This is a genomic window from Mycobacterium persicum (assembly GCF_002086675.1).
Lineage (GTDB): Bacteria > Actinomycetota > Actinomycetes > Mycobacteriales > Mycobacteriaceae > Mycobacterium > Mycobacterium persicum.
The window spans coordinates 17,403-32,611 of sequence record NZ_MVIF01000070.1 but is presented as its reverse complement, the minus strand read 5'-3'; the positions used below and the strand labels follow the sequence as shown (position 1 = coordinate 32,611).

Genomic DNA, 15,209 nt, shown 5'->3' with positions numbered 1-15,209 from the left:
CCGACTCAGGCTTGCGCCAACCCGCACGAGGCATACCCTACAAACTACACCCATGTAGTCTTAACTGAACGGTATTGGGGTTAGCCCGCCGCCGCGGGGGTACCCGTACGCGAAAAGCAACCCGGAACGACCGTCGCCTGCGGGCCAACGGCGCCGTCTCTCATGGCGTACCACCTGCTTGTTGTCGCGGCGGTCGGCGGTGACGGCAACTTTGAGGACGGACACATGAGCGAACCGGACGCCATCATCCAGAAACTGCGAGACATCCTCGACAAGGAGCAGGGTCTGGAAAGTCTGCTCGAGCGGTCGTTGGTGAAAGCGCGCAACTGGGCCGAGGAAGAACTGAACCCGCGGCTGTTCGCGGCGTTGGAGTGGCCTACCGACATCGGTGAATACGAGGACTACCTCAAGCGCTACCTCAGATGGGTTCCGCACGAGTCGAATGGCGATGCCTGGAAGAACGAGCAGCGGCAGGCCCAAGAGGTCAGCGATCGGATGGGGCATTTCTACTTTCTGGTCGACCAGAAGGTCGACGGTGAGGCGCCACAGGACTCCGACGCATTCCGGGAGTGGATGACCGACTTCGCCCGGCGGTGGGGCGATTTTCTCGATACGCCCGAGTCGTTCGGTCCGCAAGCGTTGCAGTCGTTCATCGACAATGCCCCGGAGTACCGCATCGAAGAATCTCTGGTCGACGGTGTGCCAAACGCCCCCAGCGGTTGGCTGACGGCCAACCAGTTCATCGCGCGCGAAATCAACGGCGGGCTACGGCCGATCGCCGAGCCGGCCAGCAATCTGGTGGCCACTTCGCCCGCCGATTGCCACTATCAGCACGCTTACGACATCGACGCCGACTCCAATATCCCGGCCACAAAGGTCAAGAACCGCAAGTACGGCAACATCAAGCAGCTCTTGGAAGGCAGCGCCTACAGCGAAAGATTTGCCCGCGGCACCTTCGTCCATTACATGCTGCCGGTGCACGCCTACCATCGGTACCACCTGCCGGTGGCGGGGGTGATCAAGGAATCGTTCCGGATCAACGGCAAAGTGTTCATGCAGGTTGGCATCGAGAATCATGAGTTGCGGGCCAGCGACAGCGCCAGCAGTGGATACGAGTTCTCCCAGACACGGGGTGTGGTCACCATCGACACCGCGGAATCCGACTGCGGCAATATCGGTGTCGTCGCGGTGATCCCGGTGGGAATGGCGCACGTCTCGTCTGTGGTGCTCACCTCGGTGGCGGGCAAGCACATGTCCAAGGGCGAAGAATTCGGCTACTTCCAGTTCGGCGGCTCCGACATCATCATCTTGTTTCAAGAAGGCGTGAGCCGCGAGATCGACACCAGTCAGAAGTTCCGGCTCGTTGGCACACCCGTGGCGCGTTGCCGGCTGCGTTCCGCCTGACCACGGCCAAAGACCGTCTCGGTCATGCCGAAAACTGTTGCCGCCCCGCGGATCGCGTAGGTAGCCGGCATGGCGGCTAACGCCTAGGCCCGCGGGCCCCAACCGGACAAGCTTGGGCCCACCGGGGAGGAGCTCGACATCCTCCCCGGCAGGAGTCTGAACCGCGTCGAGGGCAGGCGCGCCGCGCCGTTCACGAGGTGCCGCATCATCGGCGAAATGAGCCGCCGGCCGGTTAGGGTCAGCGCCCGGACCGGCTCGAATCCGCCGCGCACGCGAGCCTACTGAAGCGCCATGGATCGCAGCGACAGATCGCCGCCGAAGGTGAAATGGTGCCGCATCGGCAGCTTCCGCAGATCCACCGAATTCGGTTCCGGCAGGGTTAGGCAACGCCCACGTCCTGACAGCACCAGCCCGCCCAGCGATACTGGCACTCCTGCCGGCAGTCCCCAATCAAATGACCAAAATCCGTTTCATTCGGTCGTCGGTGCGGTACCCCCTACGCGGCGAACCAAACACCGGTTGGCGATTGGCGCGTCCCTTCCTTCGTTGGCTCGCGAAACCATTCGGCTGCCCGGCCTTGGTGTCATCGACGGCGCGATGACGCCGATTACCGCGACGGGGGCTCGCGCCGCAGGTGGCAACTGTGGGGAGGGGTCGGCCCGTGGTCCCAACAGTTAGGTCCCAGCAGAAAGGATGTAGGGGGAGATGACCGACCCACTCGGCTTGTCGGTCGGGGTGGCAAACCTCGTCGCCGCGCGAACGGGCAGCGCGCCGGTGACCCGCAGCTCGGTGCTGACACTGTTCAATCAGCGCGCACCCGAGGTGGGCACGCCGGAGGAAAACCCCAATGCGGTCGGGCCCGGGCTTGCGCTGAGCGGATTCGTCGAGCGGGTCGGGGACCCGGAGCCGTTGATCGCGGCCGATGGATCGGCCCACTCCGGCGCGGCTATAGCTGCCGGAGCGCTTGATGCGATGGCAGGCACCGTCGGTTACGGGGCGCCGGTTGCCATCGCGGTTCCCGCGCATTGGGGCGAGCGTCAGGTCGGCGCGCTGCGCGAGGCGTTGCGGGGCCATCCTGACTTGGCGCCGGGCGCGGTGCAACCGGCCTTCCTCGGCGACGCCGCCGCCGCGCTGGCGGCGCTGTACGCCAAACCGGGTTTTCCCACCGACGGCATCGTGGTGCTGTGCGACTTCGGCGCCAGCGGCAGCAGCGTCACCTTGACCGATGCGGCGTCGAACTTTCGCCAGATCGCCACGACCCAGCGGTACACCGACTTCTCGGGAAACCAGCTTGACCAAATGATCTTGCGGCATCTGGCAGTGGAGGCTCGCGACGCCGACGCCGACGCCGACGGGACCGCGCCGCTGGCGCCGCTGAGCCGACGGCTGGCCCAATGCCGAAGTGCCAAGGAGCAACTGTCGGCCGCGACGGTCGCGGTCATCCCGGCTGAGCTTCCCGGTATCGGCGAGGACGTCCGCCTGACCCGCGCCGAGTTCGAGGACCTTATCTCCGACCCGCTGCAACGATTCATCTCGTGCGTCGAGGAAGTGTTGCAACGCAACCAGATTCCACAAGGCAGGTTGGCCGCCATCGCGACAGTCGGTGGGGGCGCGAGCATTCCGTTGATCACCAGTCGGCTTTCGGAGCGGCTGCAGGTGCCGATTGTCACCACGGCGCAACCAAGGTTGAACGCGGCCATCGGCGCCGCCGTCTTGGCCCAGATGCGATCGTCGGCCGTTGGCGCACCCCCTCAGGGCGTGGTCGGCAACGCGGCGGCCGGGATGGCCGCCGCCGCAACGGAAGGCGAAGCCGCGGCGCTCGCCCCTACGGAGGTGATTCCGTCGGGGTGGGCCGTCGGGGCAAGCCGCGCCGCCGCCGGCCAAGCGTCCGTCGACGGCGACCAATCGGCGACGTACCGCGCGCTGGCCTGGTCGCAGGAAGCGGCTGCGGGCGACCCCGCGATACCCGGCGTCGACTATGGCGATGCGGGTGCCGGCGTGACAGCCGACACCGAACGGCCCGACGCCCATTGCGAGGATGCGTCCCAACGCACGCATTGGTACGGGCGATCGTCGGTGCTCATCAGCGTGACCGGCGCGGCGGCCGTTGCACTGGTGATAGCCGCTGTCCTGGCCGTGAAGTTCGGTGCCGCCGAGAGTAAACCCGTCAACAACACCAGGGTCATCACGCCGCCCGTCGAGTCCTCCCAGCTGGTGCCGGTACCTCCACCGGCCTCGAACACGCCCACCGTCGCTTCGTCGACTGTCGAATCGACCGAGCCGGTGACGACGCCGCCGGCCACCACGGTGGCGACGACGCAGCCGCCGGTGACGACGACCCGCCCGGCGACCACATATCCCACCAACCCGGCCTACCCGACGACCACCAATCCGGCCAACCCGTATTCGACGACCCCTTACCCACCCGCGAGCAAGAGCCTGGCGCCGGCCCCACCGCCGAGGACGACGACACTGGTACCCGTCAGACCGCCGTTGAACCCCTGACTCCGTGCGCCAGCCGTACGCCAGCCGGGTGCGGCTCGAGGTCAATGAACCGAATTGCCCACCAATGGGATTCGATCCCCGTCTGCGCCCAGAGCATAGGCCGGACGACGGCACGGTTGTCGCAGCCTTCGCCTTCAGACAGCGAGCGGCGTGGATCCGCTGGGGCTCCCGTCGGTCGGCTGCCATGCCGGAGAACCACCGGTTTGCGGCCCGATTCGGCGGGGTACTTAGCAGCGGTGGCTGGTCTGCTCGGGCGACTGTGGCTCAAGGCGTGGCAGCGACTATGGTCTTCGCCGGTACTGACGCTGAACGGCTACGTCGCATTCGATCTCCCGCGGACGGTCACCGGGTTGGCCGGATCGCTGCTGATGGGCCTGCTTGGGGTGCACGTCTACCTGTTGGCCACCCAGCCGGGCTTGCCGCTGTACTTCATGATCTACGCCGCGGTGCTGATCGCCGGCTGCCTGATCGCGGCCGCTGCCATGGCGTTGGCGCTCAAACCGCAGGTGCCGCAGGCTGGTTGGTATTTCGGCAGCTTCGTCAGCGGGGTCTTCCTACTTATCTATCTGGGTAGCCGGTTCGCCAGTCTGCCCGGGCTGGTGGCGCTCACCGGCCGCTGGGACCTGGCACCCGGGACGCTCGCGGCGGCGTTCGCCGCCGGCTTCGTCGCTGTCCATGCGACGGTGCTGTCGGGCATCAACGTGGCTTATCCGCAGCGGCAGAACTGGCACGACTGAATCGGGCAGGAATGACGCAGACTATGACCGTCCTCGACTTCCCGGCGTGGCTGCGCATCGAGCATTGGCTCAACGTGCTGTTCCTGACCTTGGTGATCCGCAGCGGCATCGAGATCCTGTCCACTCACCCCAAGTTGTACTGGCACGACGACAGCAAGCCGGGCACCGAGTGGGCGCGCTTCACCACCAAGGAGATGCCGGTCAACAAGCTGTACGACACCCTCGACGAAGAGGAGGACTACAGCTCACTATTCGCGTTGCCCGGCCACAAAAAGTTGGGCATGGGACGTCATTGGCACTTCTTCTCGGTCATCGGGTGGATCCTCGTCGGACTGTCGTACTACATCCTGCTGTTCAGCACCGGCCAGTGGCACCGGTACTGGCCGTATTCGTGGTCGATCTTCCGTGAGGCATACAACGACATCGTCACCTATCTGAGCTTCAACCTGCCGCCGCTGTTACCCGGCGGTCCCGACGATGCCATCCAGAAGCTGACCTATGCCGCGGTCATCTTCTTTTTGGCGCCGTTTCAGATCCTGACCGGCGCCGCGCAGTCACCGGCCATCGAGGCGGCATTTCCGTGGTACGTGCGGATGTGGGGGGGCCGGCAATGGGCGCGCAGCCTGCACTTCCTGGGGCTGGTGGCGTTCCTGGTCTTCATCGTCATCCACCTGTCGATGGTGTTCTTCTGGGGCTGGGGCGAGTTGACCGCGCTGATGATCTTCGGTTCCATTCGTGACACCAACTGGGCCACCGCGTGGTCGCTGGTGATCATCGCGGCCATTGTCGCGGTCCATGTCGCGGCAACTGCGTGGAGTCTGCGCCGGCCCGTTCAGGTCCGTCGCGTCCTTGGCGCCGTCGTCACCGCAGCCCGCAAAACCTTGCTGCGGCGGTTGAATTCGCGGCAGAACTACCCGCAGCGAATGATCTCCAAGGAACACCGGGTCAACGGCAAACCGCCGGCGAGCACCGAATACAAGGTGATGGCGGTGCACAACTTCGTCGACTGGCGATTGCGGGTCGGCGGCCTGGTGGAGCGTCCCGTCACCCTGGATCTGGACGGGTTGCGAGCGCTTGCCGACCGGCATTCGCAGCGGGTTATGCACAACTGTGTCCAGGGCTGGACGAGTATCGGCGAGTGGAGCGGGCTGCCGCTGGCTTCGCTCGCCGACCATGTGCGGCCGCTGCCGCAAGCGAAATACATCTGCTTTCTGACCATGCAGGACAACGGCCGCGACGAGCCCAGTGCAGAGGGGGTAGGGCAGTTCTACGAGGTGATGGACCTCGAGCTGGCGTACAAGCCGCAGACGCTGCTGGCCTACGAGATGAACGGAAAGCCGCTGCCCATCAAGCACGGAGCGCCGTTGCGGCTGCGGGTGGAGACGCAGGTGGGCTTCAAAATGGCGAAGTGGATCAACCAGATCGAGTTCATCGAGGACTACTCCGGCATCGGCCACGGCCTGGGCGGTTGGCGCGAAGACAACGTCCATTACGACAAGGATGTGGAGATCTGACATGACCGACATGGCGGTACGTCCGGAGCTGGTCTGCCTGAAAAGCGCTGAGCGACAACAAGTGGCAGAGCTGGTGGCGGTCAAGGGCGGGCACTGTGCGGCATGCGGCGGCAAGCATTTCGAGGTCGGGCATGCGCTCTATCTGGGTTTCCTATTCCTCAACGAGGACGACGACGCCTTCATGGTGGCGTTGACGTGTCGCAACCCTGACTGCCCCAAGCCGCGGACCGGAATTGTATTGGCGGCCAACGAGTTCCTGACCGACTACCAAGGCGTTTCGGACATCGGAGCCATCGCCGGCCACGCCCGGGCGGCACAGGCTAGCGCCACCTGGGGTGGCTCGGGGTGTCGGTGAACCGGGGCCGGGCCAGATCGAACCTCTCGATCAGATCCGACACCGAGCGCAGGTCGTCACACACCGATTGGAAGCGGCGTTCGTCAGCCTCGCTCAATATCCCCAGGCAGCTGTAATGCACCAGCCGGCGCAGTCGTCCGGCCAGCGCCGCCCCCCACCGGATGCTGAAGTCGTAGGCCTGGCCGTCGTCGACCTCGTGGCGGCGGCCGAGTTCTCTGAGCGCCTCGATCTGCTCGGTGAGCAGTTCGAGGTCATCGTCGACACCGAGCGGTTGGGGTGTGTCTGCTGCGGTACTCGTTGGCATGGCTGTCCTAGAGGTGCGGTTTGGCCACGCTGACCAGATACGGCTGACCGCGCACGGTGAGATACACCCGCTTCGGCCCGATCGCCATTCCGGATAGCGGCGCCGTGGCGAGCGGACCGCCCGGAAGACCTGCCCGATAATCGATCGTGCGGAGCACCGGGATGATCCCGTCCGAGTACCCGGTGAAGCTCTCCGTTTCCAGCACCACCACGTCGCGGTCGGTGACGGCGTAGATGCGGGTTTCGTCGGTGCCCAGATAGCGAATCGGTGCCGAGAGTTGCGCGCAGCCAAGCACTTCCATGCCGTGCCCGCCGCGCCGCAAATCGACCGCGTACAGCACGCTGTCGTTGCGCCCGGCGACGTAGCTGCGCGTCACGGCGGTGCCGTCCCCTGCCGACACGGCGACATCGATGTGCAACGAGCCGCGTTCTTCCGGAGGTGACGACGGCCCCTTGTAGTAGCGGATGCCGGAGGGGCCGTAGAGGTGATACTCGATCTGGCGTCCGCGATTGGCGCCGTCGATGGTGTCTGCGGGTTCTGCGGAGATGTTGGCGGTCGGCAGTTTTCGAAAGCCGTACTGATCCACCGGCGTCACCGAAGACCCGTCCGCCGACAGCGCCAGCAACACCCGCATTCCGGCATCTTCGGTGAGGTAGGCCGGAGCCGGCCCGGCGTCGAATTCGTCGACGCGTTGCAGGCTCTCGATGTCGACGACCGTCACCCGGTCACGCTGCGGTTGCGGCACGAAGACGTGTCGATCGTCCTTCTGGCTGATCTGCAGGTTGCGCCCGACGTCCATCGGCTCCGAGAGGCGCGTGTCGGCTGTCGGGGAACCAGTGACCGTGATCTTGGCGAGCCGGTGATCGTCGGTGAGCCCCAGCAGCGAGTGGTCGCGATACGACCAGACGGGATCACGCACCGGGGCGCCGATCGCGGTCAGCTCCACCGCCGGCGCGCTTTCTAGCGCGACCCCTGGAGCGGAGCACCCGGCCGCCGCCATCAGTCCGGCGGCTACTGCGCCAGCCACGCCAGACCAGCTCCAGCGCCGCTGGTGAGAAGTACCGATGGCCACGATCGCTCGCCGTCCTTTCACCACCGCCCCAAGGGCAGTACCCCGGCAATCGTCCGGCTACACGTGTCGCTTCGGGCAGCGATCGACGGCCCCGGTAAATGCCATTACAGAATCGGCCGGCCGCCGGTGACGGCTACCCGGGCGCCGGAAATGTAACTGGCGTCATCGGATGCCAGCAGGACGTAGATCGGCGCCAGTTCGGCGGGTTGGCCGGCGCGCCCCAGCGGCACGTTGTCCCCGAAGGACGCCACGCTGTCGGCGGGCATCGTGGCCGGGATCAGCGGTGTCCATATCGGACCGGGCGCCACGCTGTTGACCCGAATCCCTTTGTCGCCGAGCAGTTGAGCCAGGCTTGCCGAGAAATTGGCGATCGCCGCCTTGGTTGCGGCGTAGGGCGCCAGCGTGGGGTTGGGCGTATCGGAGTTGACCGAGGAACTGCCGATGATCGAGGACCCGGAGCCCAGGTACGGCAACGCCGCCTTGGCGAGATGAAAGTATGCGCCGATATTGAGCCGAAAGGTGTAGTCCCACTCCTCGTCGCTGATCTCGTCGAGGCTGTCGTGCATCATCTGATACGCGGCATTGTTGACCAGGATGTCGAGTCCGCCGAATTCCTGGACGGCGCGGTCGATCACCGCGCGGCAGTGCGCCGGATCGGCGAGATCCCCCGGAACCAGGACGCAGCGCCGGCCGGCCTCTTCGACATAACGTGCGACGTCGCGCGCGTCGTCGTGTTCGTCGAGGTAGGAGATGAGGACATCGGCGCCTTCTCGCGCATACGCGATCGCCACCGCACGGCCGATGCCGCTGTCCCCGCCGGTTATTACCGCGCGCTTACCGGTGAGCTTTCCCGAACCGCGATAGCTGTTCTCGCCGCAATCAGGAACAGGATTCATCCGGGCCTGCACTCCGGGCACGCTTTGTTGCTGTGCCGCAAAGCTCATGGCAATGTCCTTTCCGGTAATTCATACCGACCAATTGTCAAGTGCCGCAAATGTTCAAACTGACAAGTTCGCAGGAGCATCAGTTCAGGATTTCCGGCTTGTCGGGCCGGCAGTAGGCACGTCGGGATCGTCGTCGGCCGGTGGCTCCGGATCGCGCCATTCCTCGCCCCTGCTGGATCGATTTCCCTGCAGAGTGCCGCTCAATTCATGCTTGAGCTCATCGTCGTCGCGCGGACTGTGCTTAGCGTTCCCACGTTCCATCGCAGGTTGCCCCTTTCGTGAGCCGCGTAGCCCCGGCTGCAGACGGGCTACCCGTGGCCACCGCGGGCTAATCAACCATTTCGTCTCCCAGCGGAATGCGGTCGGTGCAGTGGCACCTGATACCGCTGTTGATGGATGTTAATGAGTGTTGCCAATGATGTTGCCGGGCAAACGGAAACCTGATGGTTCCTGCAGGTAGACCCGCCGATCAGGGCAACTTGTGAGTTGACCGGGTTTGGGCCCCCGACGGCGGGGTTATCCGTTGGGGGTGGTTTAAGACCCCGAACAAGGGAAACAACTGCTTTGAACGACACGAACGAGAGGGGATAAGCGTGAAGTTCACAACGACGGCGATGAAGACAGGTATCGGTGCCGCGGCAATAGCGGCAGCCACCGTCTTTGGCGCAGCAACAGCCTCTGCGGCGACTCCGACCATCCAAGGCTTCGGTACTAGCGAACAGCTCGTGGACGGAGCCTTGGTTACCTCCTACACGGTGAGCAACTTACACCCCAGCAGCACGGCGATTCCGGGCTTCATGCCGGATGGGCAGCTCTACCAGGCGGACATCACCGCCAGGGCGGTCAGCGGAACTATTACTCCGGTGGTCAACAACTTCAATGCCCGTGCAGCCAACGGTCAGACCTACCGGGTAGTCACCACCGTGCCCGTTCCCAACGGCCTGAACCCGGCACCGATCACTCAGGGCAATGAACGCAGCGGCACCCTGTACTTCGACGTGACCGGCGTGCCGCCCAATGGTGTGGTCTACAACGACGGAGTGCAAGACGTTCTCATCTGGACCAGCAACGTCTAGCCGGCGAGTCGGAAAACCGCATGTGGCGGTAGTTTTCAGGTAGTTCTCAACGGTCTCCCCGCGTCTTTGGACACGGGGAGTTCCGTTTTGCTTGCAGCTCAATCGGATCGGGTACTTCGTCGGTATGAGCGCAGATGATCTCAGGCCCGAAGAACTCCGCCAACAGGCGCGGCGCCATGCCGATCAGGCGCGGGCGACGATGGGGGACAAGCGGGAAAAGCAGGATGGTGGTCTCAGCGGCTGGGTAGCCAAACGGGCCGGCGAATGGGATCTCGACGGTCAGGACGAGACCACGCTGCATCGCCATAAGTTTGTGTGGAACTTACTTGTCGACTACTGGTTCCGGATGGAGATTGACGGTTGGGACAACATTCCCGAGCCGCCGGTGCTGCTGGTCGGCATCCACTCGGGGGCTCCGTTCGTCTGGGACGCGTGGACCGTGGGTCTGCAATGGTGGCGCAGGTTCGGTCCGGAGCGCCCGCTGCACGGCACCGCTCACGACGCGCTCATGGCGATTCCGGGAATCGGGCGATATTTCCGGTCGATGGGGGTCCTTCCCGCGGCTCCGGACGCCATCGCGACGGCATTGGCCGAGGGGCGTGACGTGGCGTTGTGGCCCGGCGGTGAGGTGGATTCGCTGCGCCCCTGGACCGAGCGGGACCGGGCCAACCTCGCCGGGCGGAAAGGCTTCGTGAAAATGGCGATTCGGGCCGGGGTGCCGATCGTGCCGATCGCGACGGTCGGCGGCGCCGACGCCATGCCGGTGCTGATCCGCGGCGACCGCCTATCCCGCGCGTTGCAGCTCGACCGCCTGTTGCGGCTGAAGGTGTTTCCAGTGGCGATCTCACTGCCGTGGGGCATCGCGCCGGCGGCGCTTCCGCAGCTGCCATTGCCGGCCAAGATCCGGACCCGGTTCATGCCCGCGGTCGGCCTAAACCACGACCCGGCCCGCGCCGACGACGACGCCTACGTCGACAGCAAGTACCGCGAAGTCGAGCACACCATTCAGCGCGGCATGGACGCCCTGACCCGCAAGCGCGCCCTGCCGCTTTTCGGCTGAACTATTGCGCGACGGAGTCCCGGGCCGCCGTAGACACCGAACTCACCTCCGGCTCGCGGACAATCCAGCGGGGCTGTGGTGGCGTCGCCGCCCGGTAGCCCACGCTGCGGACGGTTTCCACCAGCGCTGCGTACTGGGCTCCGAGCTTGGCGCGCAGTCGTCGCACGTGGACGTCCACGGTACGGACCTGCCCGGTGCAGTCATAGCCCCACACTTCATGCATCAGCCGGGTCCGGGTGAACGCCCGACCGGCGTGCTGCACGAGGAACGCAAGCAACTTGAATTCGGTGGCGGTCAGGCCCAGGTCTTTGCCGCCCAGCGACGCCGTATAACTGTCGGGGTGCAACAGAAGGTCGCCGAATTCGAGGGCGCCCTCCAGCGCGTTGCGCCGGCGGGTGATAGCCAGCCGCAACCGTGCCTGCAACTCGGCCGCGTCGGCCGCCTCCAGCAGCACATCGTCGAAATGCCAGTCGATGTCAACCTCGATGAAATCGGCTAGCGCGACAACGGCAACCACCGCAAGCGCGGGCACGTCGGCCGTCAGCCGCCGGCATGCCCGGCGAGCCGCGGCCAGGTCGGTGCGCGCATCGATCATCGCGACGTCGGCGCCGTCAAGCTGCCATCCGTGGTGGTCGTCCAGCGGGGCACGCCGCACCGAGCGCGCGAACGATTCCAATCTCGGCAATGCCGAGGGGAAGTCGGCTTCGTTGCTGATCAGCAGAACTTCCAACAGACGTCTCCCAACCCCTTCGCGAGGGCCCCGCCATCCCCTTATCCGTAGGCACCTCCGGGGAGATGTCTTACAGCGAAGCCCTGAATACCCGCTAGGAAGAAAATTATTCCAACGCTGTCAGCGCCACCGGTCCGGTTGAGATTCGGCGCAATCGATGAACCCGGCCCGTATCCCGGGCCGGGTCCACCATTCCCTCAAGTTATGGCCCCTCAAGCCTGTCCTGTCGGCGCTGCGCGGCTGCGTTTCGATCTGCGCGCCGAGTTCCCCGCCGCGCCAGCTGCTCAAACATCGGCAATCGGGCGCCGGTCGGGCCCGAGGACGGAAACAGCCGCGGCTGTGCCGCGGCGCTGTTATCACCGACACCGTTTGGGTTTGCTCACAGCGGGCAATTAGGCACCAATGAAATCCCTATGGCTGGCCGGCCACAATCGGCTGCGGGAGCAATCCGACCGGCTCAACGGCCAGTTGACATCGGCCGACGTGGTGGTCGTCGGCGCCGGTATCACCGGACTGGTCAGCGCGGTGCTGTTGGCCCGGGCCGGCAAGGAGGTGCTGGTGCTGGAAGCCCGCACCGCGGGCGCGGTGACCACCGGCAACACCACCGGAAAGCTCAGCCTGCTGCAGGGAACCACGCTGTCGAAGATCGTCGCTCGCCACGGCGACGGGCTCGCGGCCGACTACGTGCGGGGCAATCGGGAGGGTCAGGACTGGCTGTTGCGGCACTGTGCGGCCAACCAGCTGCCGCTACAACGCGAAGACGACTACACCTACGCCCAAAACCCCGGCGAAGTTGCGTCGGCGCGAGCCGTGCTGGCCGCCTGTCACCGGGCGGGAGTCGGCGCGCAGTGGGCCGACGAGGCCGATGCGCCGTTTCCGTACCACGGTGGTGTGCGGTTGGCCGATCAAGCCCAGGTCGACCCGATGCCGTTGCTGGACAGCTTCATCCGGGAGCTGACCGACCGTGGCGGTCTTCTTGTGGAAGGCGCCCGGGTGCGGAAGTTGTCGCACCATCGGGGCCGCGTCCGGTTGGCCGTGCGTACCGCTGACGGCGACGCCGGCGTCGACGCGGGACACTGCATCCTGGCCACCGGCATGCCCGTCTTCGACCGCGGCGGATTCTTCGCCCGACTCAAACCCAGCAGGTCCTACTGCACCGCCTTCGACGTACCGGGCCCCATCACCCGGTCGATGTTCATCTCGGCGGGCTCGCCGACCAGGTCCGTGCGCTATGCGCCGTTCGGTGACGGTGAGCGGCTCATCGTGGCCGGAGCCAGCCACGTCGTCGGGCGCAAGAGTCCCACTGCCGAACTCGGCGAGCTGACGTCCTGGGCGCAAAGCCACTACCCGGACGCGGTAGCCACCCATCGCTGGTCGGCCCAGGACTACACGCCCGTCGACCAACTTCCCTATGTCGGCCCCATCCTGCCCGGTGATGAAAAGGTGCTCGTCGCCTCCGGCTTCAACAAGTGGGGACTGACCAACGGAGTGGCCGCGGCGTTGCTGCTCAGCTCGCGCATTCTCGGCGGACGGATGGACTGGGCGCGGGCGTTCGCGGCCTGGAGCCCGCATGAATTGAGCGGGGTCACCACGGCTCTCACCGCCAACCTCGAGGTCGCCTATCACCTGGTCAAAGGCTGGCTGGTGCCGGCCATCCGGCGACCCGATGGTATCGACGGCGATGGTGACGGCAACGGTGGTGTGGTCACCGGGCCGCCGTGGCACCTGCAGGCGAGGTGTTCGGTGGACGGCGTCGAGCATCGGGTTTCGCCGGTCTGCCCACACCTCGGCGGGATCGTGAACTGGAACGAGGCCACTCACGCCTGGGAATGCCCGTTGCACGGGTCGCGGTTCGCGCCGAACGGCACGCTGCTGGAAGGACCGGCCACCCGGGGCCTGAACGCTTCGCCTTAGGCCGGTCTTGGGCGGGTTCTGGGACTTGTATCGGCCGCCGACGTTCGGGCGCCGGCTTCGGCGGCCGTAGCCGGCGAGGTGAACCACCCCGGCTGCGCCACGGCGCCGCGATGAGGCAGGATGTCAGATGCCGTCCCGCGTGGTCGCCGGGATGGCACTGTCATGCGAGGAGTCATATGGCGGAGTCCCCGGAAACTGACGTCGCCGGCTCGACGGCTCCCCGGCCAGAGGCGACAACCCCCAACGGCGTACCGGCTTCGGCGGTTTCGCACCCACCGTCGAGGTATAAGCGGGTGTTGCTCAAGCTCGGCGGCGAAATGTTCGGCGGCGGCCAGGTGGGACTGGATCCCGACGTGGTGGCCCAAGTCGCTCGGCAGATCGCCGAGGTGGTCCGCGGCGGGGTGCAGGTCGCCGTCGTAATCGGTGGCGGCAACTTCTTCCGCGGCGCGCAGTTGCAGCAGCGCGGTATGGAACGCACCCGTTCGGACTACATGGGCATGCTCGGTACCGTCATGAACAGCCTTGCGCTGCAAGACTTTTTGGAGAAAGAAGGCATCGTCACCCGGGTCCAGACGGCGATCACCATGGGCCAGGTGGCCGAGCCCTACCTGCCGTTGCGGGCGGTGCGTCACCTGGAGAAGGGGCGGGTGGTGATCTTCGGCGCCGGCATGGGGCTGCCCTACTTCTCCACCGACACCACGGCAGCGCAGCGGGCGCTGGAGATCGGCGCGGACGTCGTCTTGATGGCCAAGGCTGTCGACGGTGTGTTCGCCGAGGATCCACGCGAGAATCCTGCGGCCGAACTACTGACCGTGATCAGTCACCGTGAGGTGATCGACCGGGGGCTGCGAGTTGCCGATACCACCGCATTCAGCTTGTGTATGGACAATGGCATGCCGATTCTGGTGTTCAACTTGCTGGTCGATGGGAATATTGCCCGTGCGGTCGCTGGTGAGAAGATCGGAACGCTGGTCACCACCTGAACGCTGGTCACCACCTAAGGGGAAGACGCGATGATCGATGATGCTCTCTTCGATGCCGAAGAGAAAATGGAGAAGGCCGTATCGGTGGCCCGTGACGACCTGTCAACCATCCGGACCGGGCGCGCCAACCCGGGTATGTTCTCCCGGATCGTCATCGACTATTACGGCACCAACACCCCGATCACCCAACTGGCCAGCATCAACGTTCCCGAGGCACGGCTGGTCGTCATTAAGCCGTATGAAGCCAACCAGCTGCACGCCATCGAGACCGCGATTCGTAACTCCGACCTCGGAGTCAACCCCACCAACGACGGCACCCTGATCCGCGTGGCGATACCGCAGCTCACCGAGGAGCGCCGGCGGGAACTGGTCAAGCAGGCCAAGCACAAGGGCGAGGAAGCCCGGGTTTCGGTGCGCAACATCCGTCGTAAAGCGATGGAAGAACTGCACCGTATCCGCAAGGACGGCGAGGCCGGCGAGGACGAGGTCGGCCGCGCGGAAAAGGACCTCGACAAGACCACCCACCACTACGTCGCCCAGATCGATGAACTGGTGAAGCACAAGGAAGGCGAGCTGCTGGAGGTCTAGGACCGCTCAGCAGCCAAGCTCCT

At 65.4% G+C, this 15,209-nt stretch carries 14 protein-coding genes; 10 read left to right on the top strand and 4 right to left on the bottom strand.

Features of this window, described 5'->3' with window-relative positions:
- Window positions 1–225 precede the first annotated feature (225 nt).
- From BST40_RS19380 to BST40_RS19360, 5 genes are all read left to right on the top strand, one after another.
- Window positions 226–1,404 carry a phosphatidylserine decarboxylase gene (locus BST40_RS19380; RefSeq protein WP_075548118.1) on the top strand — a complete coding sequence of 393 codons (1,179 nt, stop codon included), beginning with the start codon at window positions 226–228 and terminating at the stop codon, window positions 1,402–1,404.
- A 705-nt stretch (window positions 1,405–2,109) separates the two neighbouring features.
- Window positions 2,110–3,909, top strand: a complete 1,800-nt coding sequence (locus BST40_RS19375) for an Hsp70 family protein (protein WP_075548089.1) — start codon at window positions 2,110–2,112, stop codon at window positions 3,907–3,909.
- Between the two features lie 236 nt (window positions 3,910–4,145).
- Complete coding sequence (locus BST40_RS19370; protein ID WP_075548090.1) at window positions 4,146–4,646, top strand: oxidoreductase; 501 nt, start codon at window positions 4,146–4,148, stop codon at window positions 4,644–4,646.
- A 23-nt stretch (window positions 4,647–4,669) separates the two neighbouring features.
- Window positions 4,670–6,160, top strand: coding sequence for a molybdopterin-dependent oxidoreductase (locus BST40_RS19365; RefSeq protein ID WP_075548091.1), 1,491 nt, complete (start codon window positions 4,670–4,672; stop codon window positions 6,158–6,160).
- A 1-nt stretch (window position 6,161) separates the two neighbouring features.
- Window positions 6,162–6,515 (top strand): hypothetical protein, encoded by a 354-nt coding sequence (locus BST40_RS19360; protein WP_075548092.1) that lies wholly within the window; start codon window positions 6,162–6,164, stop codon window positions 6,513–6,515.
- Here the strand turns inward: BST40_RS19360 and BST40_RS19355 are convergent.
- The 3 genes from BST40_RS19355 to BST40_RS19345 form a co-directional block, all read right to left on the bottom strand.
- Window positions 6,481–6,819, bottom strand: a complete 339-nt coding sequence (locus BST40_RS19355) for a hypothetical protein (protein ID WP_075548093.1) — start codon at window positions 6,817–6,819, stop codon at window positions 6,481–6,483. The two genes, BST40_RS19360 and BST40_RS19355, sit on opposite strands and share 35 nt — an antisense overlap.
- Window positions 6,820–6,826: 7 nt before the next feature.
- Window positions 6,827–7,819 (bottom strand): YncE family protein, encoded by a 993-nt coding sequence (locus tag BST40_RS19350; RefSeq protein ID WP_176216247.1) that lies wholly within the window; start codon window positions 7,817–7,819, stop codon window positions 6,827–6,829.
- Between the two features lie 176 nt (window positions 7,820–7,995).
- Window positions 7,996–8,835, bottom strand: coding sequence for an SDR family oxidoreductase (locus tag BST40_RS19345; RefSeq protein ID WP_075513726.1), 840 nt, complete (start codon window positions 8,833–8,835; stop codon window positions 7,996–7,998).
- Window positions 8,836–9,449: 614 nt separating this feature from the next.
- Here BST40_RS19345 and BST40_RS19340 point away from each other — a divergent pair.
- Both BST40_RS19340 and BST40_RS19335 read left to right on the top strand, forming a co-directional pair.
- Entirely contained in the window at window positions 9,450–9,911 is a 462-nt protein-coding gene (locus BST40_RS19340; protein WP_183154983.1) for an MPT63 family protein, read from the top strand.
- A 124-nt stretch (window positions 9,912–10,035) separates the two neighbouring features.
- The gene (locus BST40_RS19335) at window positions 10,036–10,971 is read left to right on the top strand and encodes a lysophospholipid acyltransferase family protein (protein WP_075548095.1); all 936 of its coding nucleotides are present in this window, start codon (window positions 10,036–10,038) and stop codon (window positions 10,969–10,971) included.
- Between the two features lies 1 nt (window position 10,972).
- Here BST40_RS19335 and BST40_RS19330 read toward each other — a convergent pair whose 3' ends face one another.
- Window positions 10,973–11,701, bottom strand: coding sequence for a winged helix-turn-helix domain-containing protein (locus BST40_RS19330; protein ID WP_083155160.1), 729 nt, complete (start codon window positions 11,699–11,701; stop codon window positions 10,973–10,975).
- Between the two features lie 402 nt (window positions 11,702–12,103).
- On the opposite strand from BST40_RS19330, the gene BST40_RS19325 reads away from it, so the two are divergent.
- The 3 genes from BST40_RS19325 (at window position 12,104) to frr (ending at window position 15,186) form a co-directional block, all read left to right on the top strand.
- Window positions 12,104–13,615, top strand: a complete 1,512-nt coding sequence (locus BST40_RS19325) for an FAD-dependent oxidoreductase (RefSeq protein ID WP_075548097.1) — start codon at window positions 12,104–12,106, stop codon at window positions 13,613–13,615.
- A gap of 176 nt (window positions 13,616–13,791) precedes the next feature.
- Window positions 13,792–14,598, top strand: a complete 807-nt coding sequence (pyrH, locus tag BST40_RS19320; protein ID WP_075548098.1) for a UMP kinase — start codon at window positions 13,792–13,794, stop codon at window positions 14,596–14,598.
- A 30-nt stretch (window positions 14,599–14,628) separates the two neighbouring features.
- The gene (gene frr, locus BST40_RS19315; RefSeq protein ID WP_023372356.1) at window positions 14,629–15,186 is read left to right on the top strand and encodes a ribosome recycling factor; all 558 of its coding nucleotides are present in this window, start codon (window positions 14,629–14,631) and stop codon (window positions 15,184–15,186) included.
- The last annotated feature ends 23 nt before the right edge of the window (window positions 15,187–15,209 follow it).